Below are 26,648 nucleotides of genomic sequence, written 5' to 3' on the forward strand. Positions count from 1 at the left end.
CCCGATGCCGAACTGGATCGACCGCCTGCGCCGCTGGGCGCTGCCTGCCTTGGCCGCGTTGGCCGTGGCGGGCTGCGCCCGTACCGAACCGGGCACCACCACCGTACGTTTCTGGGCGATGGGCCGCGAGGCGGAGGTGGTCAGCGAACTGATCCACGAATTCGAAGCCGAGAATCCGGGCATCAAGGTGGATGTGCAGAACATCCCGTGGACGGCCGCGCACGAGAAGCTGCTGACCGCGTTCGCTGCCGACGGCCTGCCGGACGTGTGCCAGCTGGGCAACACCTGGGTGCCGGAGTTCGCCGAACTTGATGCGCTGACGCCGTTGCAGCCGTTCGTGCAGCGTTCCGCCGTGGTCGACCCGAAGGATTACTTCCAGGGTATCTGGGATACCAACGTGATCCACGGGGAGCTGGTCGGTGTGCCGTGGTACGTCGATACCCGCCTGATCTACTACCGCAAGGATCTGCTGGCCAAGGCCGGCTACGACCACCCGCCGCGCACCTGGCAGGAGTGGGATGAACAGATGGCGGCGATCAAGCGCATGCAGGGCCCGAACCGCTATGCGGTGCTGATGCCGATCAACGAATTCGAGCAGCAGCTGTCGCTGGCGCTGCAGCAGCCGGATCCGCTGCTGCGCGACGATGACACCCGCGGCAATTTCGCCAGCCCGGGGTTCCGCCGCACGCTGGCTTTCTACGCCAACATGTTCGAGCAGGGCTGGGCGCCGAAGATGTCCGAGACGCAGATCTCCAACGTCTGGGACGAGTTCTTCCGTGGCTTCAACGTGTTCTACATCTCCGGTCCCTGGAACATCCGCGAGTTCAAGAAGCTGCAGCCGAAGGAACTGGAAGGGCAGTGGGGCACGGCCGCGCTGCCGGGTCCGGACGGCCCGGGTGCCGGCATTGCCGGAGGCACCAGCCTGGTGATCTTCCGCAAGTCGCAGCAGAAGGAAGCGTCGTGGAAGCTGATCGAGTTCCTGTCGCGACCGGAAATCCAGGCGCGCTTCCATTCGATCATCGGCGACCTGCCGCCGCGCCGCAGTACCTGGAACGCGCCGTCGCTGGCCAACGATCCGCTGGCCGCCGCGTTCCGTGACCAGCTGGAGCGGGTCAAGCCGACCCCGAAGGTGCTTGAGTGGGAGCGCATCGTGCAGGAAATGCGCATCGTCACCGAGAAGGTGGTGCGCGGTGGCCTGGCGCAGGACAAGGCCGTGGAAGAGCTGGACCAGCGCGTGGACAAGGTGCTGGCCAAGCGCCGCTGGATGCATGAACAACAACGCCTGCAGCAGCGCGTGCCGTCGCCGCAATCAAGCAGTGCCGTGGCCGCCGGGAGCGCGCAATGAAACGTACTTCGCTTGCCGGCTGGATCTTCGCCGGGCCCTCGCTGATCGTGCTGGGCATGTTCTTCGGCCTGCCGGTGGCTTCGGCGCTGGCGCTGAGCGTGACCGACTTCGACCTGTATGCCCTGGCCGACAGCAGCAACCTGCGCTTCGTCGGCCTCGGCAACTACATCGATCTGCTGCAGACACCGATGTTCTGGAAGTCGCTGTGGAACACCACCTACTTCGTGTTGATCGGCGTGCCGTTGTCGATCGGCGTGTCGCTGGGCGCGGCGATGCTGCTGAATGCACCGGCCGCACGCTTCAAGGCGCTGTTCCGCACCGCGCTGTTCGCGCCGGTGGTGACCACGCTGGTGGCGGTGGCGGTGATCTGGCGCTACCTGTTCCATACCAGCTACGGCCTGGTGAACTATGGCCTGGGCCATCTGGGTATCAGTCCGATCGACTGGCTGGGTGATCCCAACTGGGCGATGCCGACCATCATGCTGTTCGCGGTGTGGAAGAACTTCGGCTACAACATGGTGATCTTCCTGGCCGGCCTGCAGGCGATCCCGCATGACCTGTACGAGGCCGCGCGCATCGATGGCGCCTCGCGCTGGAAGCAGTTCCTGCACATCACCCTGCCGATGCTCGGCCCGGTGCTGCTGGTGGTCGGCGTGATCACCGTGTCCGGCTACTTCCAGCTGTTCGCCGAACCGTACGTGATGACCCGCGGTGACCCACTGCAGAGCACCGTCAGCGTGCTGTATTTCATGTTCGAGGAAGGCTTCAAGTGGTGGAACCTGGGACGCGCCTCCGCGGTGGCGTTCCTGCTGTTCCTGATCATCCTGGCGGTGACCACCGTGATGCTGCGTTTCGGCCGCAAGAGGCAGTTGGTATGAGTCGTGAAATCGGCCAGTCGCGCTGGTACCCGTGGTTGATCAATGGTGCGTTGCTGGTGCTGGCCCTGGTCAGCCTGGCACCGCTGCTGTGGATGCTCTCGGTCTCGTTCATGCCGCAGGGCGAGGCGACCCACTTCCCGCCGCCGCTGCTGCCATCGAGCATCACCACGCGCAACTACCATGAGTTGTTCGCGCGTACCGGCATGGGCGGCAACTTCGCCAACAGCCTGCTGGTGTCGGTCGGCATCACCCTGGGTTCGCTGCTGCTCAACACCATGGCCGGCTATGCCTTCGCCAAGCTGAACTTCGTTGGCCGCGAGCGCCTGTTCCAGGTGCTGATGGCGGCGCTGGTGATTCCGGCGCAGGTGGCGATGCTGCCACTGTTCCTGCTGATGAAGCAGCTGGGCCTGGTCAACAGCTTCGGCGGTGTGATCGTGCCGGCGCTGGCCAGCGTGTTCGGCATCTTCCTGGTGCGCCAGTACGCGCGTTCGATTCCGGATGAACTGCTGGAAGCGGCGCGCATCGACGGGGCAGGGGAGCTGCGCATCTTCTTCCAGATCGTGCTGCCGATGCTCAAGCCGGTGCTGGTGACCCTGGCGATCTTCACCTTCATGGGCGCATGGAACGATTTCATGTGGCCGTTGATCGTGTTGACCGATCAGGAGCACTACACTTTGCCGGTGGCGCTGGCCACCCTCTCGCGCGAGCACATCATGGACGTGGAAATGATGATGGCCGGCGCGGTGGTCACCGTGGTTCCGGTGCTGGCGCTGTTCCTGGTGCTGCAGCGGTACTACATCCAAGGTCTGTTGCTGGGGAGCGTCAAGGGATGAAGCGAGCGATCGCCGTTGGACTGGGCCTGTTGTGGACCTCCCTGGCGATCGCCGCACCACCGGCGCTGCCGGCACCGAAGGTGCTGGACGACTTCGACGACATCGCGGCCTGGAAGCTGGTGCTGTCCGACCAGGTCAGCGGTTCGCTGCGGCCGGTCAGCGGTGCCGGTGGTGGCCGCGCGCTGTGCCTGGACTATGACTTCCACGATGTCTCCGGCTACGTCGGCATCCGCCGCGCGCTGAACATCGAGTACCCGGTCAATTACCGCTTTGGTTTCCAGCTGCGCGGTGACTCACCGGGCAACGACCTGCAGTTCAAGCTGATCGATGCCAACGGCGACAACGTCTGGTGGGTCAATCGTCCCGGCTACAGCTTCCCCAAGGCGTGGACGCCGGCCGAGTACCGCCGCCGCCAGATCGACAAGGCGTGGGGTCCCTCGCCCGAGAAGGAGATGGCGCGCAGCGCTGCGGTCGAGTTCACGATCTACAGCAAGGTCGGCGGCCGCGGCACGGTGTGCTTCGACAAGCTGACCCTGCAGGGCCTGCCAGCCCAGGATGACTCGGCGCTGGTGCCGTCGGTGATTGCCGACACCGCCACCGCGCTGCAGGACCGCATGATCGACGGCAAGAGCGATACGTTCTGGATCAGCGGTGGCGTCAAGCAGCAGACCATCAGCCTGGACCTGCACAAGAGCCGCGAGATCGGTGGTGCGGTGATCGACTGGCTGCCGAACCTGGAGGCGCGCCGTTACACCGTGCGCACTTCCGAGGACGGCCGTGACTGGCGCACCGTGCGCGAAGTGACCAGCGGTGCCGGTGGCCGCGACTGGCTTGCCCTGCCGGATACCGATGCGCGCTACGTGCGCTTCGATCTGCAGGATGGCCCGAACTGGCGCTACGGCATCCGTGACATCGCGCTCAAGCCGCTGGCCTTTGCTTCCACCCCGAACGCCTTCCTGTCCTCGGTCGCCGCCGACCTGCCACGCGGCTCGCTGCCACGTGCCTACGTGGGCGAGCAGCCGTACTGGACCCTGCTCGGCCTCGATGGCGGCCAGGAACAGGCGTTGATCAGCGAGGACGGCGCACTGGAGCCGGCCAAGGGCAGCTTCAGCATCGAACCGTTCATCCGCCTCGACGGCAAGCTGCTGGACTGGTCGAAGGTGGCCATCACCCAGTCGCTGCAGGATCACTACCTGCCGATCGCCAACGTCGACTGGGTGCATGAGAAGGCCGGCCTGGCGGTGACCAGTTTCGTGCAGGGCACGCCGGAGCGCGCGCAGCTGATCGGTCGCTACCGGCTGAGCAATCCGGACAAGGTCGCGCACGAGTACACCCTGGCGCTGGCGATCCGTCCGTGGCAGGTCAATCCGCCCACCCAGTTCCTCAACACCGTCGGTGGTTTCAGCCGCATCGATGCACTGGATGTGGGCGAGCAACTGGTGCGGGTCAACGGTGAGCCGCGCATCTACCCGCTGCAGGTACCGGACGCGCGCTTTGCCAGTACGTTCGACGGCAAGCTGGATGCGATGCACCTGGAAAGCGGGAAGTACCCGGCCACGACAGCAGTGAAGGACGGCACCGGCATGGCGTCGGGTGCGCTGATGTACACGATCAAGCTGGAGCCCGGCCAGAGCCGTGAAGTGGCGGTGGTGCTGCCACAGACCGGTGGCTGGGCACCGCAGGCGCTGGACGTGGCCAAGGCGCAGGCGCAGGTGGCCGAGCAATGGCGGAAGAAGCTGGGCGTGGTCTCGCTGCAGGTGCCGGCCGCTGGTCAGGCGCTGGTCGATACCCTGCGTACCGCGGTCGCGCACATGCTGATCTCGCGCGTCGGCCCACGCCTGCAGCCGGGCACGCGGTCGTATGCGCGCAGCTGGATCCGCGATGGCGCGATGATCTCCGAGGGCCTGTTGCGCATGGGCCGCAGCGATGCGGTGCGCGACTACATCAACTGGTATGCGCCGTATCAGTTCGAGAACGGCAAGGTGCCGTGCTGCGTCGACGCACGCGGCAGCGATCCGGTGCCGGAGAATGACAGCCATGGCGAGCTGATCTACAGCATTGCCGAATATGGACGCTACACCGGCGACAGCACTTTCACCGAGCTGATGTGGCCGCATGTGCAGGGCGCCTACAGTTATATGGAGCAGTTGCGCGCCAGCGAGCGCACCGAAGAGAACCGCGCACGCAACCCGGCCTTCTACGGCATGATGCCGGCCTCGATCAGCCACGAAGGTTATTCGGCCAAGCCGATGCACTCGTACTGGGACAACTTCTGGGCGTTGCGCGGCTACAAGGACGCGGCGCTGCTGGCGACCCAGCTGGGCAAGGTCGAGGCGATGCAGATCGCCGAATCGCGCGACCAGTTCCGGGATGACCTGCAGGCCTCGCTGTTGTCGGCGATGCAGCAGCACAACATCGACTACCTGCCGGGCTCGGCCGAGCTGGGTGACTTCGATGCGACGTCGACCACCATTGCACTGGCCCCGGGCGGGGAGCAGGGCAGGCTGCCGCAGCAGGCGCTGGAGGCGACCTTCGAACGCTACTGGAACGAGTTCGTCGCCCGTCGCGATGGCAAGCGCGAGTGGAAGGACTACACCCCGTACGAGTGGCGCAACGTGGCCGCGTTCGTGCGCCTGGGCTGGCGCGACCGCGCCTGGCAGGCCACCGAGTTCTTCTTCAGGGACCGCGCACCGCAGGCCTGGAACCAGTGGGCCGAGGTGGTCTCGCGCACGCCGCGCAAGCCGTTCTTCGTCGGTGACCTGCCGCATGCCTGGGTGGCCTCGGACTTCGTGCGCTCGGCGCTGGACATGTTCGCCTACAACCGTGACATGGATGACGCGCTGGTGCTGGCCGCCGGCGTCCCGAGCGCGTGGTTGCAGGGCGAGGGTGTCGCGGTGCAGGGCCTGCGTACCCCGCAGGGCCAGCTGAACTACCGCCTGCAGCGCAGCGACAAGCAACTGGTGCTGGAGGTGCAGCCGGGCCTGGTGCCACCGGTGGGAGGCGTGGTGCTGCCGTGGCCATACGCCGGTGAACCGGGTGAGGCGAGCATCAACGGTGAAGCGGCCGAGTGGGTCAACAAGGAACTGCACGTGCACCAGCTGCCGGCGCGGATCGAGATCGAAGTACCGAGTGCGGTGCGCCGCGCCGAGCGCAAGGGACAGTAACGATGAAGCAGCAGGGGGCGAGGGTGCGCACGTTGGTGCGTGCCCTGGGGCTGGCCATTGCAATGGCATTGCCGGACGTGATGATGGCCGCCGAACCGGCTGCCACGACCGCGGCGCCCGACGTTGCCAGCGCGCCGGGCATGAGCATGGTCACCTTCAACCTGCATCATGACCGCGAAGACTGGCCGAGCCGGCGCCGCACCATCCTGGCCGAGCTCAAGCGCCTGCAGCCGGATGCGGTTGCCCTGCAGGAGGTGATCCAGCGCCGCAACGTGCGCAACCAGGCGCAGTGGCTGGCCAGCCAACTCGGCTACAGGTACGTGTTCGTGTCCACCGATCCGGTGGGCGCACCGAAGCGCTACGGCAATGCGCTGCTGACCCGGCGGCCGATCCTCGCCCAGGGGGATCATCTGCTGCAGCCGTTGGACGACTACCGCACCGTTGCTCACCTGCGCATCGACGTCGACGGCGCGGCGGTGAACGTCTACGCCACGCATCTGAACGAGCGCAACGACGACAGTGGGCAGCGCATCCGTCGAACCCAGGTCGAGGACCTGCTGCGCTTCATCGCTGCAACGTCGGCCGGCGCACCGGTGGTGATCGCTGGCGACTTCAATGCACTCGTGGATGCTGGCGACCTGAGCGAGCTGCGCAGCCGCTACGGCGACAGCTACGGCAGCGTGCACGTCAACACCGATCTGTCCGGGGTCAGCACGCTCAACCGCCACTATTACCAGGCGCCGTCGCGGATCGACCACATCTTCTTCCAGCAGGACGAGATGGTCGCGCGCGAGGCGAAGCTTCTGTTCGACCAGCCCGATGACAGCGGTCGCTGGGCTTCGGACCACTACGGTGTGTGGACCCGCCTGCAGTTCGCGCCGAAACCCTGACGCAGACGCGCTCCGGTAGGTGCCAACCTTGGTTGGCACGGACGTGTCCGCGTGCACTCAATCAACGGCGCCAACCAAGGTTGGCCTCTACCAAAGCAGTGACCCTGCGCGGGTTGTGCCCTGGTGGGTGCGAACCTTGGTTGGCACGGGCGTGTCCGCGTGCACTCAATCAACGGCGCCAACCAAGGTTGGCCTCTACCAAAGCGAAGCCAGCGCCAAACGCACAAACGAAAACGGCGGGGATCAATGATCCCCGCCGTTTCGTTTTCACGCGATCAAAGAGCGATCAGCTCGCCGGCGGCGTGCGCTTGGCGGCCTCTTCGTCTTCTTCATCGGCCTTGGCTTCTGCAGCCTGGGCTGCAGCGTCGGCATGGCCATCGGCAACCGGGTCGATCGACGGCGTCACCACCGCTTCGGCGACTGGGGCAGCGGCTTCGATCGGCGCGGCTTCCACCGCCACCGGAGCGACCGGCTGTTCGGCGACCACGACGGGCTCGACGACCGGCTTGGCTTCAACCACCGGCGCAGCCTCAACGGCCACCGGCTTGGCTTCGACCACCGGAGCGACTTCAACAATCTCCGGCTTGGCTTCAACAATCGGCGCAGCCTCGACCGCCACCGGCTTCGATTCGATCACCGGAGTGGCTTCAACCACCGGAGCGGCTTCAACCGCCACCGGCTGTGCTTCGGTCACCGGCGCAATGGCTTCGACCACCGGCGCGGCAGCGGCTACCGGCTGGGCCGGGGTCGCAGCGTCAATGGCATCGAGCATGCTGGTCTGCACCGGCGAGGACACCGCTTCAGTCTTCGCCGCAGCTTCGACCGGGGCCTGCACTTCAGCCACGACCGGGGCGGCGGCTTCGACCACAGCGCTGCTCACCACTGCCACCGGTGCGGCGGCAACGGCGGCGGCAGCACGGACCGGCTTCGCGGCGTCGGCAGCGGCCGGTTCGGCTTCGTCATCGAAGTCGAACTCCGGCTGCGAACGGGCCGGCTGCGCAGCAGCGACCGGCGCAGTGCCGACAGTGCTGTCGACGCTCGGCTCGGCGCCGTCGGCGTCATCACCGTCATCACCATCGTCCTGGTCATCACCCAGGGCGTCGCTGCCGGCGGCGTTCTCGGCGCCACCGCGACGACGACGACGGCCACCACGACGGCCACGACGACGGCGGGTCGCGCCTTCGCCTGCCTGCTCGCCGTTGGCGTCGGTTGCAGCCTCTTCACCGGCAACCGCAACCCCCTCGGCCTCGCTGGCAGTGTTGGCAGCGGCCTCGATCGGTGCTGCGGTGTCCACCGGAGCGGCGGCCACCGGGGCAACCGGGGCGACCGGGGCAACCGGCGCGGTGGCTTCATGCGCGGTCACCACGTTGGTGGCGACGGCCGTGGCGGCCACGGCTGCTGCCGCGGTCACGGCGTCGACCGGTGCTTCGGCGGCACTGCGCTGCGGCTTCTCGGCCGGCTTGTCACCGTCCTGCTGCTGGCGCGGCTGCTTCGGCTGCTTCAGCTTCGGCTGCTGCTGGTTCTGGTTCTGGTTCTGGCCCTGCTGCTCGTTGCGCGGCTTGTTCTGCTGCTGCGGCTGCTGCTGGCCATCCTTCTGCTGCGGCTCCTTCTGCCTGCCCTGCTGCGGCTGCTGCTGGGCATTGCCGTTGTTGCCGTTGCGGCCGTCCTTGTTGCGCTGCTCACCACGGTCCTTGCGGTTGCCGCCGTCCTTCTGCTGCTGCGCGTTGCCATTGCCACGATTGTCGTCGCGACGGTCCTTGCGGTCCTTGTTGCGATCCTTGTTGCGGTCCTTGCGGCCACCGTCCTGCGACTGACGCCCCGCCGGCGCAGCTGGCGCCGGCGCCGGGGCCGGTTCGCCACCGAACACGCGCTTGAGCCAACCGATCACGCCGCCGCTCGGGGCCGGCGCCACTGGTGCTGCCACGACCGGGGCCGGAGCGGCTGCGGCCGGCTCCGCTTCCTCGCGCACCGGGGCGGGGGAGGTGTGCTTGACCTGGGTCACCGCCGGCGGCGGGATGTTCAGCTGGCCCTTGGTCAGCGCGTGCACCGGCAATTTGCGCGGGGTGCCGCGCTGGTAGCTGGGCTTGTTGCTCTCTTCACCCAGCTCGTTCTCGCGCAGGCGGGTCACGGTGTAGTGCGGGGTGTGCATCAGCTCGTCGGCGACGATCACGATCGGCGCCTCGTGGCGCTGCTCGATCTCGCGCAGGGCGCTGCGCTTTTCGTTCAGCAGGTAATTGGCGATCTCCACCGGGGCCTGGACCAGCACCTGCCCGGTGTTCTCCTTCATCGCATGCTCTTCGGCGACGCGGATGATCGACAGCGACAGCGACTCGACGCTGCGCATGCGGCCGTGGCCGTCGCAACGCGGGCAGACGATCTGGCTGGACTCGCCCAGGCTCGGGCGCAGGCGCTGGCGGCTCATTTCCAGCAGGCCGAAGCGCGAGATGCGGCCGACCTGGACGCGGGCACGGTCGTACTTCAGCGCGTTGGCCAGGCGGTTCTCGACCTCGCGCTGGTGCTTGTTGGAGGCCATGTCGATGAAATCGATGACCACCAGGCCACCCAGGTCACGCAGACGCAGCTGGCGGGCCACTTCCTCGGCCGCTTCCAGGTTGGTCTGGAACGCGGTGTCCTCGATGTCGCTGCCCTTGGTGGCGCGCGAGGAGTTGACGTCGACCGCGGTCAGCGCTTCGGTCTGGTCGACCACGATCGAGCCGCCCGACGGCAGGCGCACGTTGCGCTCGTAGGCGCCTTCGATCTGCGACTCGATCTGGAAGCGGTTGAACAGCGGGATGTCGTCCTTGTAGTGCTTGAGCTTGCGCAGGGTCTGCGGCATCACCTGCTGCATGAACTCGCGGGCGTGCTCGTACATCTCCTCGGTGTCCACCAGGATCTCGCCGATGTCGGCGCGCAGGTAGTCACGCAGGGCGCGCACGATCAGGCGCGATTCCTGGTAGATCAGGAACGGGGCCGGCTTGCTCAGTGCGGCTTCGGCGATGGCACGCCAGACGTTGAGCAGGTAGTCCAGATCCCACTGCAGCTCTTCCGCATCGCGGCCGACGCCGGCGGTACGGATGATCACGCCCATTTCGTCGGGGATGTTCAGCTTGTCCAGGGCATCCTTCAGGGCGGCACGGTCTTCGCCCTCGATGCGACGGGACACGCCGCCGGCGCTGGGCGAATTCGGCATCAGCACCATGTAGCGGCCGGCCAGCGAGATGAACGTGGTCAGGGCGGCGCCCTTGTTGCCACGCTCTTCCTTGTCGACCTGGACAACGATCTCCTGGCCTTCCTTCAGCAGTTCGCGGATGCCGGCCTTGTTGTGGTCGACACCGGCCTGGAAGTAATCGCGGGAGATTTCCTTCAGCGGCAGGAAGCCATGGCGGCCACCGCCGTATTCGACGAAGGCGGCTTCCAGCGAGGGCTCGATGCGGAAGATCCGGCCCTTGTAGATGTTGGACTTCTTCTGTTCCTTCGACGGCTGCTCGATGTCGATGTCATACAACGACTGGCCATCCACGATGGCAACACGCAGCTCTTCAGCCTGCGTGGCGTTGATCAGCATTCGCTTCATTGTTGCGTTCCTCGCAAGCGGCTACCGCGCGGAACGCCATGGGGTTTCGCCTCTGGACACGGTTCGCCGCCCATTCGCGCAAGCGCGGGGAGGGCGGCTTGGGTTTCCAGCGCTACGACACCACGGCAGGCCGCGGGAGCGCTTCACTCTTATGGGTTTTGGGGTGTTACAGGCCGCAGGCAGCTGTCAGCCAGGCTGGAGCGCCACGCGGGACATGTTCAGCACGGTTGCGTGTCAGGCATCCGGCGATGGCCGGGAAGGCCGGTGAGCCGCTAACATGGCCGCCCCGCGGGCGGTGGTCGCGCACTGTGCCGGATTCGTCGGAAGCTGGGCTTCTGGCCCTGAGTAACTTCCAACGAAATCAATCCCTTATCTCGCCCCCCGAGTGTAACAGAATAAACAGCCTGATGACTGCCCAAGACCCCACCAAGCCCGCTGGCGACAAGCCTTCCGTGCGCATGATCACCGTTCCCGCCGACCGCGCTGGCCAGCGCCTGGACAACTTCCTGCTCGGCCAGCTGAAGGGTGCCCCGCGCAGCCTGGTCTACAAGCTGGTGCGCAGTGGCCAGGTGCGGGTGAACGGCGGCCGTGCCAAGGCAGAGCGCAAGCTGGAGGAGGGCGACGAGGTGCGCGTACCGCCGGTCCGTCTCAGTGAAGAAGGAGACAGGGCCGGTCCGCCGGAGGCGTTCATGCGCCGCCTGGAGCAGGCCATCGTGTTCGAGGATGCCCGCCTGCTGGCCCTGAACAAGCCCACTGGTGTGGCCAGCCATGGCGGCAGCGGCATCAGTTTCGGCGCCATCGAGACCCTGCGTGCGCTGCGCCCGGGACAGACCCTCGAGCTGGTCCACCGGTTGGATCGCGACACCTCGGGCCTGTTGATCGTGGCCAAGAAGCGCTCTGCGCTGAGCGAACTGCAGGCGCTGCTGCGTGAAGACCACGGTGCCGGCATCCGCAAGCGCTACCTGACCCTGTTGGCCGGACGCATGCCGGACGGCGTGATGACGGTCGACGCGCCGCTGCACGTAGGCCTGCGCCAGGGCGGCGAGCGCCATGTGCAGGTCAATGCGATTGGCAAGGAATCGATCAGCCACTTCCGGGTGCTGGAGCGCCGCGGCGGCCATTCGTACTGTGAGGTGCGCATCGAAACCGGCCGCACCCACCAGATCCGCGTGCATGCCCAGCATCTGGGGCATCCGGTGGCCGGTGACGACAAATACGGTGATCCTGCGGTCAACAAGCGGCTTCGTGAGCAGATCGGGCTGAAGCGCCTGTTCCTGCACGCGGCGTCGCTGGAGTTCGCGCTGGACGCGGGCAAGAGTCCGTACGTGTTGAATGCGCCGCTGGCCGACGAGTTGGTCGAGGCGCTGGACCGGCTCCGCTGACAATGACCGGGTAGCGCCGGGGCAGGCCCGGCCGCTACCTTGTTTGGGTAGATCCACGCCATGCGTGGATGCGCCCTTCTGGGTCGTTCACCACTTGAACAGCACCAGGCTGATCGCCAGCGTGCCCATGCCGGCCACCAGGCCATATACCGTCTCGTGGCCCTTGGCATAGCGTTTGGCTGCCGGCAGCAGTTCATCCAGCGCCAGGAACACCATCACGCCGGCGATCAGTCCGAACACCCAGCCGAAGGTGGCGTGCGACAGCGATCCGGACAGCAGCACGTAGCCGATCGCCGCGCCCACTGGCTCTGCCAGCCCGGACAGCAGGCTGGCGGTGAACGCGTAGAGCTTGTTCTGGGTGGCGAAGTACACCGGCACCGCGATCGCGATGCCCTCGGGAATGTTGTGGATGGCGATGGCGAAGGCCAGCGGCATGCCTACCGAGGGGCTTTCCAGCGTCGCGAAGAACGTCGCCAGGCCTTCCGGGAAATTGTGCGCGGTGATGGCGATCGAGGTCAGCAGCGCGACCCGTTTCAGGTACTCGCGGCTGTTCTCGCGGAACGCAGGGTCCTGCTTGTCCAGGCTGTCATGTGGGTTGGGAATGAAGTGGTCGATCAGCACGATCACGATCACGCCCAGCAGGAAAGCCAGGGTGCCGTAGGTGAAGCCGGTGCGCTCGCCATAGGCCAGGGCGAACGAGGCAATGGACTTGTTGAGGATCTCCGACAGCGACACATAGACCATCGCACCGCCGGCGAAAGCCAGGCCGAAGGCCAGCAGGCGCGGGTTGGGCCGGCGCGAGAACAGCACCAGCAGGCTGCCGATGGCGGTGGCCAGGCCGGCCGCGAGGGTGACCGCCAGTGCGATCCAGACATTTTCGGGGGGAATCTGCAGCATGTACCGACGCGGTCCTGGTCAACAGACAGCCGCCCCGGATGAACCCGGGGCGGGGAGGGCGAGGCGGGCGTCGGCTGGCCTCGTCGGGGCGCGCGCGATCAGCCGCCGCGGCGCAGGCGTTCTTCGATGGCGAAGCACTGGTCGGGCTTCGGCTGCGGCGGGTTGAAGCTGACCGGCACCTGGATGGTGGCCGGCACTGCAGCGCCGTTGCGGGTGGCGGCCTTGAACTGCCAGCCCTGAACGGCCGTCTTGGCCAGTTCGTCCAGCTGCGCGTTGCCGGCGCCGGTCAACAGGGCGACCTCGCTTGGCTTGCCGTCGGTGCCGATGGTCACCTTGAAGGTGCTGGTGCCGCCTACACCCATGCAGGCCAGCTCGAGCGGGTACTGCGGCGGCGGCGTCTTCACCGCGGCCACTTCGGTCGGCGGCGGCGGTGGTGGTGCCGGCGGTTCCGACGTGCCGCAGCCGGCCAGGCCGGTCGCAGCGATCAGGGACAGGCTCAGCAAACGTACGTTCATGGCAGTTGCTCCGTCAGGGCCGAAGTCTTTGCCGCGCAGATGAAGTCGTTCTCGCTCAGGCCGCCCACGTCGTGGGTGGAGAAGCGCACGACCGCGCGGTCGTAGTGCACGCCCAGGTCCGGATGGTGGTCCTCGTGATGGGCGATCCAGGCCAGCGCGTTCACGAAGGCCATCGTGGCGTAGTAATTCTTGAAGCGGAAGGTGCGCAGCAGGGCCTGGCCACCCTCGCTCAGCTCCCAGCCGGGAACTTGCGGCAGCAGTTCGGCCAGGCGGGCTTCGCCGAGCTTGTGGTCGCTGCCTTTGCGCGGCACGCAACGGGCCTGGGCCAGTGGAATCAGGTCGGCCATGGGAATCTCCACCTCGTGTTGACTGAACAATGCGCCGGACGGTGTATAAACCGAATGAGCGGCTGACGCTTACTTGGCTAGAATAGCCTGATGATCCAGATCTCCGACACTGCCCAGACCCATTTCCGCAAGCTGATCGAACGCGAGGGCGTGCCCGGCATGGGCGTGCGCCTGAGCGCGGTCGACCCCGGTACCCCGCGCGCCGATGCCCGGCTGGAATTCGCCGAACCGACCGACCTGCTCGGTGACGAGTGGGCGGTGGACTGCGATGGCTTCACCCTCTACGTCGATGCGAGCAGCGTCGGCTGGCTCGACGGCGCCGAGATCGACATCGTCGCCGGCACCGCCGGTACCCAGCAGCTGACCATCAAGGCACCGCGCATCAAGGGCGAGGCCCCCGGCGATGCCGCGTCGCTGGTCGAGCGCGTGCACTGGGTGGTGGAGAACGAAGTCAATCCGCAGCTGGCCTCGCATGGCGGCAAGGTGGCCGTGCAGGAAGTTTCGGCCGACGGCGTGGTGCTGCTGCGCTTCGGTGGTGGCTGCCAGGGCTGTGGCATGGCCGACGTGACGCTCAAGCAAGGTATCGAGAAGACCCTGATGGGCCGCGTGCCGGGCGTGACCGCCGTGCGCGACGCGACCGACCACGACAGCGGCCACGCGCCGTACATCCCGCGCGGCAACGTCGCCTGACCGCTGACGCGTGCCTCTGACCCGGGCCGAGCAACTCATTGATCTGCTGCTGGCCCGCCAGCAGCCACGCGCCGTCCTCGAGAAGTCCACGCGCCTGCCCTATGGCTGGGCGCTGTGGCTGCGCTCGCTGGGCCCGCTGCCGCGGCCGTTCCACGCCCGCGAAGTGATTGCGGTATTGCTGCCGCGCCCGCTGCCTGGGCGGCCGGGCCAATCGCCCCGGCTGTCACCGTGGCAGGCGCTGCGCCGGTTGTTCTGGCAGGACTGGAACGCTGCGCCGCGCGATCAGCGCTGGATGCGCTGGACCTCGGCGTTGGCCAGCGCGCTGCTGCACCTGCTGTTCTTCATGCTGCTGCTGTGGGTTGCGGTGATCCGCACCACGGCGCCGGAAGCAGAGGGCGCCGAAGGCGAGCGTGTGCAGGTGGAATTCGTCGGTCGCGCCAGCCAGGAAGGCGGGGGCGATCAGCCCGGTGCCGAAGCGGCTGCGGCTGCACCGGCCGGGCAGGTTGCCGCCGGCCAGGAAGCAGGGGCAGCGACGGCACCTGAGCCGCGTCCTGCGGCCGCATCGGCGCCTGCGCCCGCACCGGCTCCAGCGCCGACAGCCAGCGTGCCGTCGCCGCCGGCCGAAGCCGAGCCGGCTCCGCTTGCGGCCCCGCCACCGTCGCCGGTGCAGGCCACCGAAGTGGCGCAGGCCAGTACGGATTTCGTGGTGCCGCCGGTCAGCGTGCCGCGTACCGAGGTCAGCATCGTGCCGCGTGACACCACGCCCACGGTGCGCGAGCGCAGCGTGCAGCCGGTGCAGGCGCCGCCAACCCCAACCGCACCGCGTGCGCCGGAGATCGCGGTGCGGACGCAGCAGCTGCGTGACATCCCGGTGCAGGAGCGCGAAGTCAGTACGGTCGATGTACCGACGGTGTCGCAGCCGCTGCGCACGGCCGATGTGCAGGTGCGCGTGCCGCAGCGCGACGTGCAGGTGCGCGAGCGTGAAGTGCAGGCGGTGGTCGATCCGCAGGTGCGGATGGCAACCGTCGCCGGTCGTGAACCGGCGGTGCGTGCGCCAGCGGGTCGTGACGTACAGGTGCGCGAGCGCGAAGTGGCCTCGGCACCGGCGGCGGCCCCTTCGTCTTCCAGTGGGAATTCATCCACGGCAACGCCCGTGCCGGTAGCCAATGGCAGTGCGGCGCAGGCGAGCAGCAGCACTGCGCGGCCTGCTGCATCCAGCACGACCCCGGCCCAGGCCGGAGCGCGCCCGGCCCCCAATCCGGGAAACTGGGCCACGCCCGCCAAGGGCGACGACTGGGGTGCATCGAGCCGCAACCATGACGGCGCCGACAACGGCGCCCGCCAGGCCAGCACCACCGGCAAGGGCAGTGGCCTGTTCAATGCCGATGGCAGCGTCCGCGTGCCGGGCCAGGAAGGCGAGGGTCGTGCCGGGCGCGGTGCGCCCGGTGGCGCCAACGATGGCTGGAGCAAGGAACGCATCGCGCAATCGGGCACCTGGTTGAAGCGACCGCCTTACGACTACACGCCCACTTCGTTCGACAAGTACTGGGTCCCGCAGGAATCGCTGCTGGCCGAGTGGGTGCGCAAGGGGGTCAAGGCAATGGAGATTCCGTTGCCGGGTACCAGTACGAAGATCTCCTGCGTGATCTCGATCCTGCAGGCCGGTGGTGGCTGCGGCCTGACCAATCCGAACATGCAGGACCAGCCGGCGGTGGCGCGGCCGCCGCCGGACATTCCGTTCAAGAAAGACCTGCAGGAAGATAACGGCAGCCGCTAGGCAGGGCGCGCGCCACACGCTGGCCGGCTCGCGCTTGGGCAGGTGCCAACCTTGGTTGGCACAGAAGCGCCGACCAAGGTCGGCATCTACCAAGGCATCAATGCATGCCGACCTAGGTCGGCATCCACCAGGGCGTTGCCCTTACGCGCTCTGCGACAGGAACACCCAGAACGGGACGTCGCGGCCGACCCAGTCGCGGCTGGTTTCGTCCATCACGTCCAGCAGGGTGTCGAAGTCCTTCTGCGCGCCGGCGCGCAGCGCATCCACGTCGGCCAGGAACAGCGCGTAGCCGTTGGCCGGCAGCCATTGCAGGTCGCGCAGGTTGTCCGACAGTGCATCCCAGTTGCCGCCGAAACCGGCCGGGAAATCCAGCTGTGTGGCCAGCCGGGCGAGCAGGGTGCGCTTGTCGGCCACGCCTTCCAGATCGATGCGGATCACCTTCAGCCCGGCATCGCGCATCGCTGCGGCCAGTGCGTCGATGTCGTCGCTGTCGATGGCGTAGACGCCGGCATTGTTGATGTCATGCAGGCCGAGGCCGAAATCATCGTGGCTCATCACTGCGCTCCCTGGGCCGGTACGGTGAAGCTGCGGAACGATTCGTAGTGATCGTCGGTGTAGTACCACGCCTCCGGCGGATCGCCGCCGGTGACGATGCGGCGAGCGCCACGGGTGCGCGCGCCGGGGGTATCGACGGTGTATTCGCGGTAGTAGCCGCGCGGGCGCTGCGGCAGCTGCTGTTCGCGGTTGCCGAAGGTGCTGCCGTCCTGACGGTGCGGGAACGGCCCGCCGCGCTGGATCAGGGCGATGGTCTGCCGGGCTTCGGCGGGCAGGAACGCGGGCAGACCGTTGTCCTTGCCGGGCGTGGCCGTGGCCGGTGCGCGCGCGGCAGGCGCACCCTGCAGGTCCGGTGCGAACTGCGGCGCCGGCGGGCGCTGCATGAAATGGTTGACGACCAGGCCGAGCAGCAGCAGGGCGATGGCGGTGATCAGCAGCCGGGGGTTGCGCATGGGCAAGGAGCGGGCGAGGGCGGTGCAGGCACTGTAGCGCCTGTGCGCTGCACGGTGCATGAGGATGGCATCGCGTCACTGCTGCGTAACAATTGCCGTCGTGCTCACTGGCAGGACGCAATTTCCTTTACATCCCCCTTGGTAATCTGACGGTCTGTCCCCATCATTCACCGCGCAACGCCCGACACCGTCGGGTGCCCTCGCAATCAGGAGATGCATCATGGCCTATACCCTGCCCAAGCTGTCCTACGCCTACGACGCGCTGGAACCGCATATCGATGCGGCGACGATGGAAATCCATCACACCAAGCATCACCAGACCTACATCAACAACGTCAACGCGGCGCTGGAAGGCACCGAGTACGCTGACCTGCCGGTCGAAGAACTGGTGAAGAAGCTCAAGTCGCTGCCGGAGAACCTGCAGGGTCCGGTGCGCAACAACGGTGGCGGCCATGCCAACCACTCGCTGTTCTGGACCGTGATGGCTCCGAATGCTGGCGGCAACCCGGTGGGCGACGTGGCCAAGGCCATCGACAAGGACCTGGGTGGCTTCGACAAGTTCAAGGACGCCTTCACCAAGGCTGCGCTGACCCGTTTCGGCAGCGGCTGGGCGTGGCTGAGCGTGACCCCGGACAAGAAGGTCGTGGTTGAGAGCACCGGCAACCAGGACAGCCCGCTGATGGAAGGCAACACCCCCATCCTCGGCCTGGACGTGTGGGAACACGCGTACTACCTGAAGTACCAGAACCGTCGTCCGGAATACATCGGCGCGTTCTTCAACGTCATCGACTGGAACGAAGTCGAGCGCCGTTACCAGGAAGCGATCGCCTGATCGTGGTAATGGGATGAACTGAAAAGGCCGGGGGAGACCCCGGCCTTTTTGTTTGCCAGCTTCTGGACGTCGGGCAGGACCTGGTGGGTGCCGAAGGCGGGCTATTCGGCGGTGGCCGTATCGCCCTGCAGGCGCAGGGTGGCCATCACGCCCAGGCGCAGGCCGGGCAGGTCGCCGTCGGCCGGCAGCACGATCGGCTGCTGGCGGATGCCGCCGAAGTGCTTGACCTGGAACAGCACATCCAGGCCATGGCCGCTGCTGCCGCCACTGGCCGCAGGCGCATCGACGCGACCGCCGGGATTGCGCCGGGCCGGCTGGAACCCCGGGGTGCTGCGCACGAGCTCGACGGTGGTTGCCGAGAAATCGCCGGCGATCAGGCTGGGCATCCCCTCTGCGGTGGCGCCGATCCAGGTCATCAGGTCGCTGGTCTGATGCTGGCGGGCGGTGGCCTCGTCCGGGTCCGGGCGCAGCCGTGCCACATAGATGTTGACCAGTGCCTCGCCCAGCTTCAGCCGCATCATGCCGGCGGCGCTGAAGGTGCCGGGTGGGTGCAGCAGGGTCACGCCATCCTCGCTGACCGGCAACCGGGTCAGCATCGCGTTGCCATGCCGCAACGGCTGGCTGGGCGGATCGGCGGTAACGAAGTCGCAGCTGTAGCGCAGCCGGCTGGCCAGCCAGCAGGCCGGGTTGCGGCCCTGCTGCTGCAGCACCTGCTGCACTGAGATCACGTCCGGCTGCAGGTCGGTCAGCAACTGTGCGACCTGCTCGCGGCGCAACTTCCACTGCGCATCATCGCGGCTGGGCAGCTCCAGCGCGGCCACGGTCAGTTGGCGGGGTTCGCTTTCGCTGGCCGTCGTGGTTGGTGCCTGCGGCCGTGCCTGTGCCTGCAGCGCCATCAGCAGCACCAGGCAACTGAGCAGGAGGCGGGCGGGGGCGAGGGGGCGCATAACGATAAGTTTACGCTTTTGTCGTGCAGGTGCCGTGACTTCCGGCACGGAGTGCCGCTGCCTGCCATGGATTGGCACCGTTGTCATGCAGCCCTGCAGCGTGCTTCGCAAGCCCTGCTTCCGGTAATCTTGCGCCTTTCGCTTTGCAGGATTGCCTTACAGGATGAGCCACGACGCAGTTGCCCCCATCGCCGGCCAGGGAAAGATGCCGCGCCAGATCCCGTACATCATCGGCAATGAGGCCTGCGAGCGGTTCAGTTTCTACGGGATGCGCAACATCCTGGTGCAGTTCCTGATCACCTCGCTGCTGCTGCAGGAAATTACTGCGGAAGGCCGTGCCGGTGAAGCCAAGGACATCATGCACAGCTTCATGATCGGCGTGTATTTCTTCCCGCTGCTCGGAGGCTGGCTGGCCGACAGGTTCTTCGGCAAGTACCACACCATTCTCTGGTTCAGCCTGGTCTACTGTGCCGGCCATCTGTGCCTGGCGCTGTTCGAGAACAGCCGCGAGGGCTTCTTCCTCGGCCTGGGCCTGATCGCGCTGGGTGCCGGTGGCATCAAGCCGCTGGTGGCCTCGTTCATGGGCGACCAGTTCGACCAGAGCAACAAGCACCTGGCCAAGATCGTCTTCGACGCCTTCTACTGGATCATCAACTTCGGCTCGCTGTTCGCCTCGCTGCTGATCCCGTTGGTGCTGAAGAACTGGGGCCCGCAGTGGGCGTTCGGCATCCCGGGCATCCTGATGTTCATCGCCACCTTCGTGTTCTGGCTGGGCCGCAAGCGCTACGTGCTGGTGCCGCTGCCGCCGAAGGATCCGCATTCGTTCGCCAACGTGGTGCGTACCGCACTGACCACGCGCGTGGCCGGCCAGGGCCGTCCGGGCCTGGTGATCGCCGTGCTCGGCCTGGTGCTGGCAGCGGCCTCGTTCGGCCTGGTAGGCTCGCTGGGCATCGTCATCTGCCTGTGCCTGGCGCTGGTGTCGATCCTGGCGGGCATCGGCGGTGGCACCTGGCTGCAGCTCGATCGCGCCCGTGGCCAGCATCCGGCCGAAGCCGTGGAGGGTGTGCGCTCGGTGCTGCGGGTACTGGTGATCTTCGCGCTGACCACGCCGTTCTTCTCGCTGTTCGACCAGAAGGCCTCGACCTGGGTCCTGCAGGGCCAGCAGATGCAGATGCCGAGCTGGTTCACCGCCTCGCAGATGCAGGCATTGAACCCGCTGCTGGTGATGATCCTGATTCCGTTCAACAACCTGGTGCTGTACCCGGCCCTGCGCCGCTTCGGCTTCGAGCCGACCGCGCTGCGCCGGATGACCGCCGGCATCGCCTTCAGCGGCCTGGCCTGGATCGTGGTGGGCGGCATCCAGGTGGTGATGGACGGTGGCAACGCCATGTCGATCTTCTGGCAGATGCTGCCGTACGCGCTGCTGACCTTCGGTGAGGTACTGGTCTCGGCCACCGGCCTGGAGTTCGCCTACAGCCAGGCGCCGCAGGCGATGAAGGGCGTGGTGATGAGCTTCTGGAACCTGACCACCACCATCGGCAACCTGTGGGTGCTGCTGTCCAACGCTGCCGTGCGCAACGATGCGGTGACCCACAAGATCGCCAGTACGGGCCTGAGCGAAGCGGCATTCCTGATGTTCTTCTTCGCCGGTTTCGCCTTCGTCGCGGCGTTGGCCTTCGGTTGGTATGCGAAACGCTATCGTATGGTCGACAACTACCGTAGCGCCTGAGCCTGACATGACCCCCGTCAATCTGCTGTTGATCGCCATCACCGCCATCCTGTCGTGGATGGCGTTCAACAACCGCAAGCTGGCCGACCGCCTGATCCTGTGGCCGCCGGCCATCGACCGTCACCGCCAGTACGACCGGCTGGTGACCTATGGCTTCATCCATGCCGACTGGTCGCACCTGATCTTCAACATGATCACCCTGTTCTTCTTCGGGGGATTCATCGAGAGCGTGATGGTGCAGCTGACCGGCAGCTACCTGACCTACCCTGCGTTCTACATCGGTGCGCTGCTGGTCTCGATCCTGCCCAGCTACCTGAAGAACCAGAAGAACCCGAACTACCTCAGCCTGGGTGCGTCCGGGGCGGTGTCGGCGGTGCTGTTCGCCTTCATCCTGATCAAGCCGTGGTCGATCATCCTGGTGTTCTTCATCCCGGCGCCGGCCATCGTCTACGCCGCGTTCTACGTCGGCTACAGCATCTGGATGGACAAGCGCGGCGGTGACCGGATCAACCATAGCGCCCACCTGGCGGGCGCGGCGTTCGGCGTGATCTTCATGCTGGCCATGCAGCCGAGCATCTTCAACCACTTCCTGCGCGAGCTTTCCAACCCGACCTTCCGCCTCGGCGGCGGTTGAAGCAGGCGACGGGGCGGATCGGTGCCGATCCGCCCCGACTGTTTCAGAGCGTGGGCTGCTGGCCGTAGGTATCCAGCAGGCGGGCGAACACTTCTTCGCCGATGCGCTGGAAATCCTGGTCCTGGGTCTGCCCTTCCACCGCCAGTTGCAGCAGGCCCTCCAGCAGGGCGCGGTCGGTATCTGAATGGGAATCGCTGGGGTGCATCGGAGCCTCCGCGGTGGTGCGCATGATCAACGGTCGCAAGGGTCGTGCCAGCCTGGCTGTACCCCTCCACAGGCGATAGCGGCCGCCAGCGCTCCAGCTTGAGGGTCGCAATCTGACGTGAATGGATCGGACTTGCCCCTGTTCAGGCTTCACGCGATCATGGCGCCCGGCTGCGCACCATCCACGCAGTCGCCGCAGGAGACAGTTCCATGGCTTCGGTCACGCCCCCCGGTCTGGCCTACGAGGTCGAACACGACCTGGCCAACCATCGCTTCACCGCCCGTGTGCGCGGACAGCTGGCGGTGCTGGATTACCAGATCAAGCGCAGGCGCATGGTCATCACGCATACCGAGGTGCCCGAGCCGATCGCCGGCCGAGGCATCGCCGGTGAACTGACCCGTGTGGCGCTGCGTTTTGCCCGTGAGCAGAAGTACAAGGTGGTGCCGGCATGTTCCTACGCCGAGGCCTTCCTGCAGCGGCATGAGGAGTTCCACGACCTGCTCGTTGGCTGAATGCCAGCGGGCCACGCTTCAGCCATGGCAGGCGATGATGTACAAACATGAACAGGGGATCCCGATGAAGATTGGAAACAACCGGCCATTGCACGGCAGCGTGCTGGCCGGCGTGGTGGGCGTGCTGTTGCTGGCCGGTTGCCAGCGTGAAAGCGAGCCGGCACCGGCGACCGACGCGGCACCCGCCGCCGAGGCCACCGCCGCAGGCGAAACGCCGGCCACGGAAGCGCCGCTGGACCTGCGCGATGTGATCGAAAACAACGAGCGCGAAGTGGTGGGCATCAGCTACCCGGCCGGCATCGACCGCTACCCGGGCCTGGCCCGCGCGCTGCAAAGCTATGCAACGAGTGCGCGCAGTGACTTGCAACAGGCGCTGGACGGACTCGGCAACGACAAGCCGACCATGCCCTACGAGCTGTCGCTGAGTTTCGAGAAGCTGCTGGAAACCCCGCAGCTGGTGGTGGTCAGTGCCGATGGCAGCCGCTACACCGGTGGCGCCCACGGTGAACCGCTGGTTGCGCGCTTCGTGTGGCTGCCGGCGCAGCAGCAGATGCTTAGTGCCGACAAGCTGGTGGCCGATGCCAAGGGCTGGAAGGCGATCAGTGATTTCGTCGCCGACCAGCTGCGCGAACGCGTGGCCACCCGCCTCAGCGGCGAGGACATGGACCCGGCCCAGCTGCAGGAATCGCTGCGCAACGCATCGCGCATGATCGCCGACGGTACCGGCCCGCAGGCCGACAATTTCAGCCAGTTCCAGCCGCTGACCGACGACAAGGGGCAGATCACCGCGCTGCGCTTTGTTTTCCCGCCGTACCAGGTGGGTCCATACTCGGACGGCACCCAGACCGCCGATGTCCCGGCGGCGGTGCTGTTGCCGCACGTGGCCAAGGACTACGTGGAGCTGTTCGCACGCGGTTGACCGCAGTGGAGGAGGTGGCGTGGATACAGGGTTGCAGGAGCGGGTCGCCGGCCTGCTGCAGGAAGCCGGGGTCCGCATCGGTGGTACCCAGCCACAGGATATCCAGGTACATGACCCGCGCTTCTTCGCGCGGGTCATGGCGCACGGCTCGCTTGGCCTCGGCGAAAGCTACATGGACGGTTGGTGGGATGCCAACGTCCTGGATGAATTCCTCGTCCACCTGATGCGGGCGCACCTGGACGAACGGGTGCACGGTTGGCGCGAAGTGGCCGATGCGCTGAAGGCGCGCCTGTTCAACCTGCAGGTGGGGCAGGGCAGCTACGAAGTCGGCCGCCGTCACTACGACCTCGGCAATGATCTCTACCAGGCCATGCTGGGCCGGCGCCTGGTCTACAGCTGTGGCTACTGGCGCAATGCCGACGATCTCGATGCCGCGCAGGAAGCCAAGCTCGAACTGGTCTGCCGCAAGCTGAGGCTGCGCCCGGGGCAGCGTGTGCTGGACATCGGCTGTGGCTGGGGCGAAGCCCTGAAGTTCGCTGCCGAGCGTTACGGCGTCAGCGGCGTCGGCGTGACCATTTCGCAGGAACAGGCCGAGTTCGCACAAGACTTGTGTGCTGGCCTGCCGATCGAGATCCGCCTGCAGGACTACCGCGAACTGGACGAACCGTTCGATGCGATCTTTTCGATCGGGATGTTCGAGCACGTCGGCGACAAGAACTACGCCAGTTTCTTCGAGGTGGCCAGGCGCTGCCTGTCGCCGCGCGGCCTGCTGCTGTTGCACAGCATCGGCACCAACATCTCGCGGCATCGCACTGATCCGTGGATCGCGCGCTACATCTTCCCCAATTCGATGCTGCCGTCGGCGGTGCAGATCAGCAAGGCATTCGAAGGACGTTTCGTGCTGGAGGATTGGCACAACTTCGGCACCGACTACGACCTGACCCTGCAAGCCTGGCGGCGCAACGTGGAAGCGGCGTGGCCACGGCTGGACGCGGGTTACGACGAGCATTTCCGGCGCATGTGGCGTTTCTACCTGGCCGGGTCGATGGCGACCTTCCGTTGCCGGCACGCGCAGTTGTGGCAGCTGGTGCTGTCGCCGGAAGGCGTGCCGAGTGGGTATGTGGCGCCGCGTTGATCTGGAGGATCATCCACGCATGGCATGGATCTACTGCGATCACGCAATCGTATGGTGGATCCACGCGATGCATGGATGGTTCCCAGTAGTAGATCCACGCCATGCGTGGATGGCCCAACGAAAAAAAACCGCCCGGTCTCCCGGGCGGTTTTCGTTTCACGCTACCGCGCGGGCGATCAGTTGCCGGCGCCGGTCAGGCCACGCTTTTCCAGCAGCGGTTCGATCTGCGGCTCGTGGCCGGCGAAATCGCGGAACAGCTGCATGGCATCCACGCTGCCGCCCTTGGACAGCAGGGTGGCGCGGAAGTGGTCGCCGTTCTTGCGGCTCAGGCCGCCGTTGTCCTTGAACCACTTCTGGGTGTTGGCGTCGAGCACTTCCGACCAGATGTAGGCGTAGTAGCCGGCCGAGTAGCCGCCCATGATGTGGCTGAAGTACGGGGTCTTGTAGCGCGGCGGAACCGGCGCGTAGTAGATGCCGTCCTTCTCCAGCGCAGCGCGCTCGAAGGCCATCACGTCCTTGGCAGCCGGCACCTGGTCGGCGCCGATCTGGTGCCAGCGCTGATCAAGCATGGCCGCACCCAGGTACTCGGTGGTGGCGAAGCCCTGGTTGAACTTGGCCGCCGCCAGCACCTTGTCCAGCAGCGCCTGCGGCATCGCCGAGCCGTTCTGGTAGTGCTTGGCGTAGTTCTTCAGGATGACCGGGTTGTCCGACCACATCTCGTTGACCTGCGAGGGGAACTCGACGAAGTCACGCGGCACCGAGGTGCCCGAGAAGTACGGGTACTTCACGTTGGAGAACATGCCGTGCAGGGCGTGGCCGAACTCGTGGAAGGTGGTGTTCACCTCATCCCAGGTCAGCAGGGTCGGCTGGCCGGCCGGCGGCTTCGGGATGTTCAGGTGGTTGGCGACCACCGGCTTGAAGCCGGTCAGCTTGGACTGCGAGACGTAGGAGTTCATCCACGCACCACCGCGCTTGGAGGCGCGTGCATACGGGTCGAAGATGAAGATCGCCAGCTGGCTGCCGTCGGCGTCGAACACGTCGTAGACGGTGACGTCATCGTGGTAGACCGGCAGGTCGGTGCGCTGCTTGAAGGTCAGGCCGAATTCCTGGCCCGCGGCGTAGAACACGCCGTTCTCCAGCACGTTCTTCATTTCGAAGTACGGCTTCAGCTGCGACTCGTCGAAGTTGTACTTGGCCTGGCGCACCTTCTCGCTGTAGAAGGCCCAGTCCCACGGCTCCAGCTGGAAGGTCGGCTTGCGCGCGGCCTTCTGTTCCTTGTCGATCATCGCCTGCAGGTCGGCGGCTTCGCGCTTGGCGTTGGCCACGGCGGCCGGAGCCAGCTTGCCCAGCATCGCGTTGACCGCTTCCGGGGTCTTGGCGGTCTGGTTGGTCAAGTTGTAGGCGGCGAAGTTCGGGAAGCCCATCAGCTTGGCCTTGTCGGCACGCAGCTGCATGATGCGCGAGACCAGTGCGGTGTTGTCGAACTCACCGCCGCGGCTGCCACGGGTGGTCGAAGCTTCGTAGATCTTCTGGCGCAGGGCGCGGTTGGCCAGGTTGGTCAGCGGCGGCTGGCCGGTGGTGTTGAGCAGGGTGATCACGTACTTGCCTTCCAGGCCACGGGCCTTGGCGGCTTCGGCGGCGGCAGCAATCTGCTCCTTGGACAGGCCGTCCAGCTCCTTGACGTCGTCGACGGTGATCGCAGAGGCGTTCACTTCCGACTGCACGTTCTGGCTGAACTTGGTGCCCAGGTTGGCCAGCTCGGCATTCATGTTCTTCAGCGTGGCCTTGTCGGCCTCGGACAGCTTGGCGCCGGCGCGCACGTAGTTGTCGTAGTACTTCTCGACCAGGCGCACGCCTTCTGCATCCAGGCCCAGGGTGGTGCGGCTGTCATACAGTGCCTGGATGCGCGCGAACAGCTTGCCGTTCAGCGCGATCGCATCGCTGTGCGCAGCGAACTTGGCCGAGTAGTCGGCCTGCAGCTTCTTGCGGGTGTCGTTGGTGTCGGCGCCGACCAGGCTGAAGAACACGGTGGTCGCGCGGTCGAGGACGTCACCGCTCTTTTCCAGGGCGATGATGGTGTTGTCGAAGGTCGGCTTGGCCTTGTTGTTGGCGATCGCTTCCACTTCCTTCAGCTGCTGCGCCATGCCGGCGTCGAAGGCCGGGGCGAAGTCGCTGTCCTTGATCTTGTCGAACTGCGGGAAGTGCAGCGGCAGCGGGCTTTCGGCGAAGAACGGATTGGCCTGCTGGGCATTGGTGCTGGCAGCCGGGGTGGCGGCGCCGGCCGAGAAGGCGGGCAGGGCAAGGCCGAGGGACATGGCCACGGCAAGGGCAAGGCGAGTGGTCAAGGTAGGAACTCCGGTAAGGCAAACAAGGGCCCGAGGGTAACCCGGTCGGCGGCGCTTGCACTTGTGTCAAAAGGCATGTTGCCGGGGCCGG

Annotated in this window: 23 protein-coding genes; 14 read left to right on the forward strand and 9 right to left on the reverse strand. The window is 66.4% G+C overall.

Annotation, left to right across the window (positions count from 1 at the left end):
• Positions 1 to 4 precede the first annotated feature (4 nt).
• The 5 genes from EKL94_RS00405 to EKL94_RS00425 are packed head-to-tail and all read left to right on the forward strand — an operon-like array spanning position 5 to position 7,110.
• A complete protein-coding gene (locus EKL94_RS00405; RefSeq protein ID WP_126927533.1) occupies positions 5 to 1,345 on the forward strand; it encodes a sugar ABC transporter substrate-binding protein in 1,341 nt (446 codons plus the stop codon).
• Complete coding sequence (locus EKL94_RS00410; protein ID WP_006378065.1) at positions 1,342 to 2,223, forward strand: carbohydrate ABC transporter permease; 882 nt, start codon at positions 1,342 to 1,344, stop codon at positions 2,221 to 2,223. The genes EKL94_RS00405 and EKL94_RS00410 overlap by 4 nt, the downstream gene beginning before the upstream one ends.
• Complete coding sequence (locus tag EKL94_RS00415; RefSeq protein ID WP_006378064.1) at positions 2,220 to 3,056, forward strand: carbohydrate ABC transporter permease; 837 nt, start codon at positions 2,220 to 2,222, stop codon at positions 3,054 to 3,056. The genes EKL94_RS00410 and EKL94_RS00415 overlap by 4 nt, the downstream gene beginning before the upstream one ends.
• The gene (locus tag EKL94_RS00420; RefSeq protein ID WP_126927534.1) at positions 3,053 to 6,220 is read left to right on the forward strand and encodes a discoidin domain-containing protein; all 3,168 of its coding nucleotides are present in this window, start codon (positions 3,053 to 3,055) and stop codon (positions 6,218 to 6,220) included. Before EKL94_RS00415 ends, EKL94_RS00420 begins: the two co-directional genes overlap by 4 nt.
• 2 nt (positions 6,221 to 6,222) lie before the next feature.
• Positions 6,223 to 7,110, forward strand: a complete 888-nt coding sequence (locus EKL94_RS00425) for an endonuclease/exonuclease/phosphatase family protein (RefSeq protein WP_126927535.1) — start codon at positions 6,223 to 6,225, stop codon at positions 7,108 to 7,110.
• Positions 7,111 to 7,396: 286 nt separating this feature from the next.
• Here the strand turns inward: EKL94_RS00425 and EKL94_RS00430 are convergent, their stop codons facing one another.
• Positions 7,397 to 10,684 carry an Rne/Rng family ribonuclease gene (locus EKL94_RS00430; protein ID WP_126927536.1) on the reverse strand — a complete coding sequence of 1,096 codons (3,288 nt, stop codon included), beginning with the start codon at positions 10,682 to 10,684 and terminating at the stop codon, positions 7,397 to 7,399.
• 407 nt (positions 10,685 to 11,091) lie between these two features.
• On the opposite strand from EKL94_RS00430, the gene EKL94_RS00435 reads away from it, so the two are divergent.
• A complete protein-coding gene (locus tag EKL94_RS00435; RefSeq protein WP_126927537.1) occupies positions 11,092 to 12,066 on the forward strand; it encodes an RluA family pseudouridine synthase in 975 nt (324 codons plus the stop codon).
• Positions 12,067 to 12,153: 87 nt separating this feature from the next.
• Here the strand turns inward: EKL94_RS00435 and zupT are convergent, their stop codons facing one another.
• From zupT to EKL94_RS00450, 3 genes are all read right to left on the reverse strand, one after another.
• The gene (zupT, locus tag EKL94_RS00440) at positions 12,154 to 12,963 is read right to left on the reverse strand and encodes a zinc transporter ZupT (protein ID WP_126927538.1); all 810 of its coding nucleotides are present in this window, start codon (positions 12,961 to 12,963) and stop codon (positions 12,154 to 12,156) included.
• Between the two features lie 98 nt (positions 12,964 to 13,061).
• Positions 13,062 to 13,478, reverse strand: coding sequence for an energy transducer TonB (locus tag EKL94_RS00445; protein ID WP_126927539.1), 417 nt, complete (start codon positions 13,476 to 13,478; stop codon positions 13,062 to 13,064).
• Positions 13,475 to 13,825, reverse strand: coding sequence for a 4a-hydroxytetrahydrobiopterin dehydratase (locus EKL94_RS00450; protein ID WP_006377739.1), 351 nt, complete (start codon positions 13,823 to 13,825; stop codon positions 13,475 to 13,477). Before EKL94_RS00450 ends, EKL94_RS00445 begins: the two co-directional genes overlap by 4 nt.
• A gap of 90 nt (positions 13,826 to 13,915) precedes the next feature.
• Between EKL94_RS00450 and EKL94_RS00455 the strand changes: the two genes are divergently transcribed.
• Positions 13,916 to 14,515, forward strand: coding sequence for an NfuA family Fe-S biogenesis protein (locus EKL94_RS00455; RefSeq protein ID WP_010486746.1), 600 nt, complete (start codon positions 13,916 to 13,918; stop codon positions 14,513 to 14,515).
• Between the two features lie 10 nt (positions 14,516 to 14,525).
• On the forward strand, positions 14,526 to 16,292 hold the full coding sequence (locus tag EKL94_RS00460) for a hypothetical protein (protein WP_126927540.1): 1,767 nt from the start codon (positions 14,526 to 14,528) through the stop codon (positions 16,290 to 16,292).
• A gap of 141 nt (positions 16,293 to 16,433) precedes the next feature.
• On the opposite strand, the gene EKL94_RS00465 is transcribed toward EKL94_RS00460, so the two are convergent.
• The gene (locus EKL94_RS00465; protein WP_126927541.1) at positions 16,434 to 16,847 is read right to left on the reverse strand and encodes a barstar family protein; all 414 of its coding nucleotides are present in this window, start codon (positions 16,845 to 16,847) and stop codon (positions 16,434 to 16,436) included.
• Positions 16,847 to 17,299: a guanyl-specific ribonuclease gene (locus tag EKL94_RS00470; RefSeq protein WP_126927542.1), complete on the reverse strand. Its 453-nt coding sequence runs from the start codon at positions 17,297 to 17,299 to the stop codon at positions 16,847 to 16,849. The genes EKL94_RS00465 and EKL94_RS00470 overlap by 1 nt, the downstream gene beginning before the upstream one ends.
• 220 nt (positions 17,300 to 17,519) lie before the next feature.
• On the opposite strand from EKL94_RS00470, the gene EKL94_RS00475 reads away from it, so the two are divergent.
• Complete coding sequence (locus EKL94_RS00475) at positions 17,520 to 18,131, forward strand: superoxide dismutase (protein ID WP_005410310.1); 612 nt, start codon at positions 17,520 to 17,522, stop codon at positions 18,129 to 18,131.
• Between the two features lie 101 nt (positions 18,132 to 18,232).
• Here EKL94_RS00475 and EKL94_RS00480 read toward each other — a convergent pair whose 3' ends face one another.
• Positions 18,233 to 19,078 (reverse strand): endonuclease/exonuclease/phosphatase family protein, encoded by an 846-nt coding sequence (locus EKL94_RS00480; protein WP_126927543.1) that lies wholly within the window; start codon positions 19,076 to 19,078, stop codon positions 18,233 to 18,235.
• Between the two features lie 163 nt (positions 19,079 to 19,241).
• Between EKL94_RS00480 and EKL94_RS00485 the strand changes: the two genes are divergently transcribed.
• Positions 19,242 to 20,807 (forward strand): POT-type proton-dependent oligopeptide transporter, encoded by a 1,566-nt coding sequence (locus EKL94_RS00485; protein ID WP_005413967.1) that lies wholly within the window; start codon positions 19,242 to 19,244, stop codon positions 20,805 to 20,807.
• Between the two features lie 7 nt (positions 20,808 to 20,814).
• Positions 20,815 to 21,441, forward strand: coding sequence for a rhomboid family intramembrane serine protease (locus tag EKL94_RS00490; RefSeq protein WP_057500143.1), 627 nt, complete (start codon positions 20,815 to 20,817; stop codon positions 21,439 to 21,441).
• Between the two features lie 43 nt (positions 21,442 to 21,484).
• On the opposite strand, the gene EKL94_RS22310 is transcribed toward EKL94_RS00490, so the two are convergent.
• On the reverse strand, positions 21,485 to 21,670 hold the full coding sequence (locus EKL94_RS22310) for a hypothetical protein (RefSeq protein ID WP_049421514.1): 186 nt from the start codon (positions 21,668 to 21,670) through the stop codon (positions 21,485 to 21,487).
• A 185-nt stretch (positions 21,671 to 21,855) separates the two neighbouring features.
• Here EKL94_RS22310 and EKL94_RS00495 point away from each other — a divergent pair, with 185 nt between their 5' ends.
• From EKL94_RS00495 to cfa, 3 genes are read left to right on the forward strand one after another with little or no spacing between them, the layout of a single operon-like run.
• A complete protein-coding gene (locus EKL94_RS00495) occupies positions 21,856 to 22,158 on the forward strand; it encodes a GNAT family N-acetyltransferase (protein ID WP_126927544.1) in 303 nt (100 codons plus the stop codon).
• A 37-nt stretch (positions 22,159 to 22,195) separates the two neighbouring features.
• Positions 22,196 to 23,077 (forward strand): DUF3298 and DUF4163 domain-containing protein, encoded by an 882-nt coding sequence (locus tag EKL94_RS00500; protein WP_126927545.1) that lies wholly within the window; start codon positions 22,196 to 22,198, stop codon positions 23,075 to 23,077.
• A gap of 19 nt (positions 23,078 to 23,096) precedes the next feature.
• On the forward strand, positions 23,097 to 24,212 hold the full coding sequence (cfa, locus tag EKL94_RS00505) for a cyclopropane fatty acyl phospholipid synthase (protein WP_126927546.1): 1,116 nt from the start codon (positions 23,097 to 23,099) through the stop codon (positions 24,210 to 24,212).
• A gap of 176 nt (positions 24,213 to 24,388) precedes the next feature.
• Here cfa and EKL94_RS00510 read toward each other — a convergent pair whose 3' ends face one another.
• Positions 24,389 to 26,557, reverse strand: coding sequence for a M3 family metallopeptidase (locus EKL94_RS00510; RefSeq protein WP_126927547.1), 2,169 nt, complete (start codon positions 26,555 to 26,557; stop codon positions 24,389 to 24,391).
• Positions 26,558 to 26,648 lie beyond the last annotated feature (91 nt).

The organism is Stenotrophomonas maltophilia (assembly GCF_003970865.1).
GTDB classification, from domain to species: Bacteria; Pseudomonadota; Gammaproteobacteria; order Xanthomonadales; family Xanthomonadaceae; genus Stenotrophomonas; species Stenotrophomonas maltophilia_AR.

What these genes read in the sequence shown, in the direction of transcription:
- EKL94_RS00405 (WP_126927533.1), top strand. Translation starts at nt 5, where the DNA reads ATGCCGAACTGGATCGACCGCCTGCGCCGCTGGGCGCTGCCTGCCTTG.
- EKL94_RS00410 (WP_006378065.1), top strand. Translation starts at nt 1,342, where the DNA reads ATGAAACGTACTTCGCTTGCCGGCTGGATCTTCGCCGGGCCCTCGCTG.
- EKL94_RS00415 (WP_006378064.1), top strand. Translation starts at nt 2,220, where the DNA reads ATGAGTCGTGAAATCGGCCAGTCGCGCTGGTACCCGTGGTTGATCAAT.
- EKL94_RS00420 (WP_126927534.1), top strand. Translation starts at nt 3,053, where the DNA reads ATGAAGCGAGCGATCGCCGTTGGACTGGGCCTGTTGTGGACCTCCCTG.
- EKL94_RS00425 (WP_126927535.1), top strand. Translation starts at nt 6,223, where the DNA reads ATGAAGCAGCAGGGGGCGAGGGTGCGCACGTTGGTGCGTGCCCTGGGG.
- EKL94_RS00430 (WP_126927536.1), bottom strand. Translation starts at nt 10,684, where the DNA reads ATGAAGCGAATGCTGATCAACGCCACGCAGGCTGAAGAGCTGCGTGTT.
- EKL94_RS00435 (WP_126927537.1), top strand. Translation starts at nt 11,092, where the DNA reads ATGACTGCCCAAGACCCCACCAAGCCCGCTGGCGACAAGCCTTCCGTG.
- zupT (WP_126927538.1), bottom strand. Translation starts at nt 12,963, where the DNA reads ATGCTGCAGATTCCCCCCGAAAATGTCTGGATCGCACTGGCGGTCACC.
- EKL94_RS00445 (WP_126927539.1), bottom strand. Translation starts at nt 13,478, where the DNA reads ATGAACGTACGTTTGCTGAGCCTGTCCCTGATCGCTGCGACCGGCCTG.
- EKL94_RS00450 (WP_006377739.1), bottom strand. Translation starts at nt 13,825, where the DNA reads ATGGCCGACCTGATTCCACTGGCCCAGGCCCGTTGCGTGCCGCGCAAA.
- EKL94_RS00455 (WP_010486746.1), top strand. Translation starts at nt 13,916, where the DNA reads ATGATCCAGATCTCCGACACTGCCCAGACCCATTTCCGCAAGCTGATC.
- EKL94_RS00465 (WP_126927541.1), bottom strand. Translation starts at nt 16,847, where the DNA reads ATGAGCCACGATGATTTCGGCCTCGGCCTGCATGACATCAACAATGCC.
- EKL94_RS00470 (WP_126927542.1), bottom strand. Translation starts at nt 17,299, where the DNA reads ATGCGCAACCCCCGGCTGCTGATCACCGCCATCGCCCTGCTGCTGCTC.
- EKL94_RS00475 (WP_005410310.1), top strand. Translation starts at nt 17,520, where the DNA reads ATGGCCTATACCCTGCCCAAGCTGTCCTACGCCTACGACGCGCTGGAA.
- EKL94_RS00480 (WP_126927543.1), bottom strand. Translation starts at nt 19,078, where the DNA reads ATGCGCCCCCTCGCCCCCGCCCGCCTCCTGCTCAGTTGCCTGGTGCTG.
- EKL94_RS00485 (WP_005413967.1), top strand. Translation starts at nt 19,242, where the DNA reads ATGAGCCACGACGCAGTTGCCCCCATCGCCGGCCAGGGAAAGATGCCG.
- EKL94_RS00490 (WP_057500143.1), top strand. Translation starts at nt 20,815, where the DNA reads ATGACCCCCGTCAATCTGCTGTTGATCGCCATCACCGCCATCCTGTCG.
- EKL94_RS22310 (WP_049421514.1), bottom strand. Translation starts at nt 21,670, where the DNA reads ATGCGCACCACCGCGGAGGCTCCGATGCACCCCAGCGATTCCCATTCA.
- EKL94_RS00495 (WP_126927544.1), top strand. Translation starts at nt 21,856, where the DNA reads ATGGCTTCGGTCACGCCCCCCGGTCTGGCCTACGAGGTCGAACACGAC.
- EKL94_RS00500 (WP_126927545.1), top strand. Translation starts at nt 22,196, where the DNA reads ATGTACAAACATGAACAGGGGATCCCGATGAAGATTGGAAACAACCGG.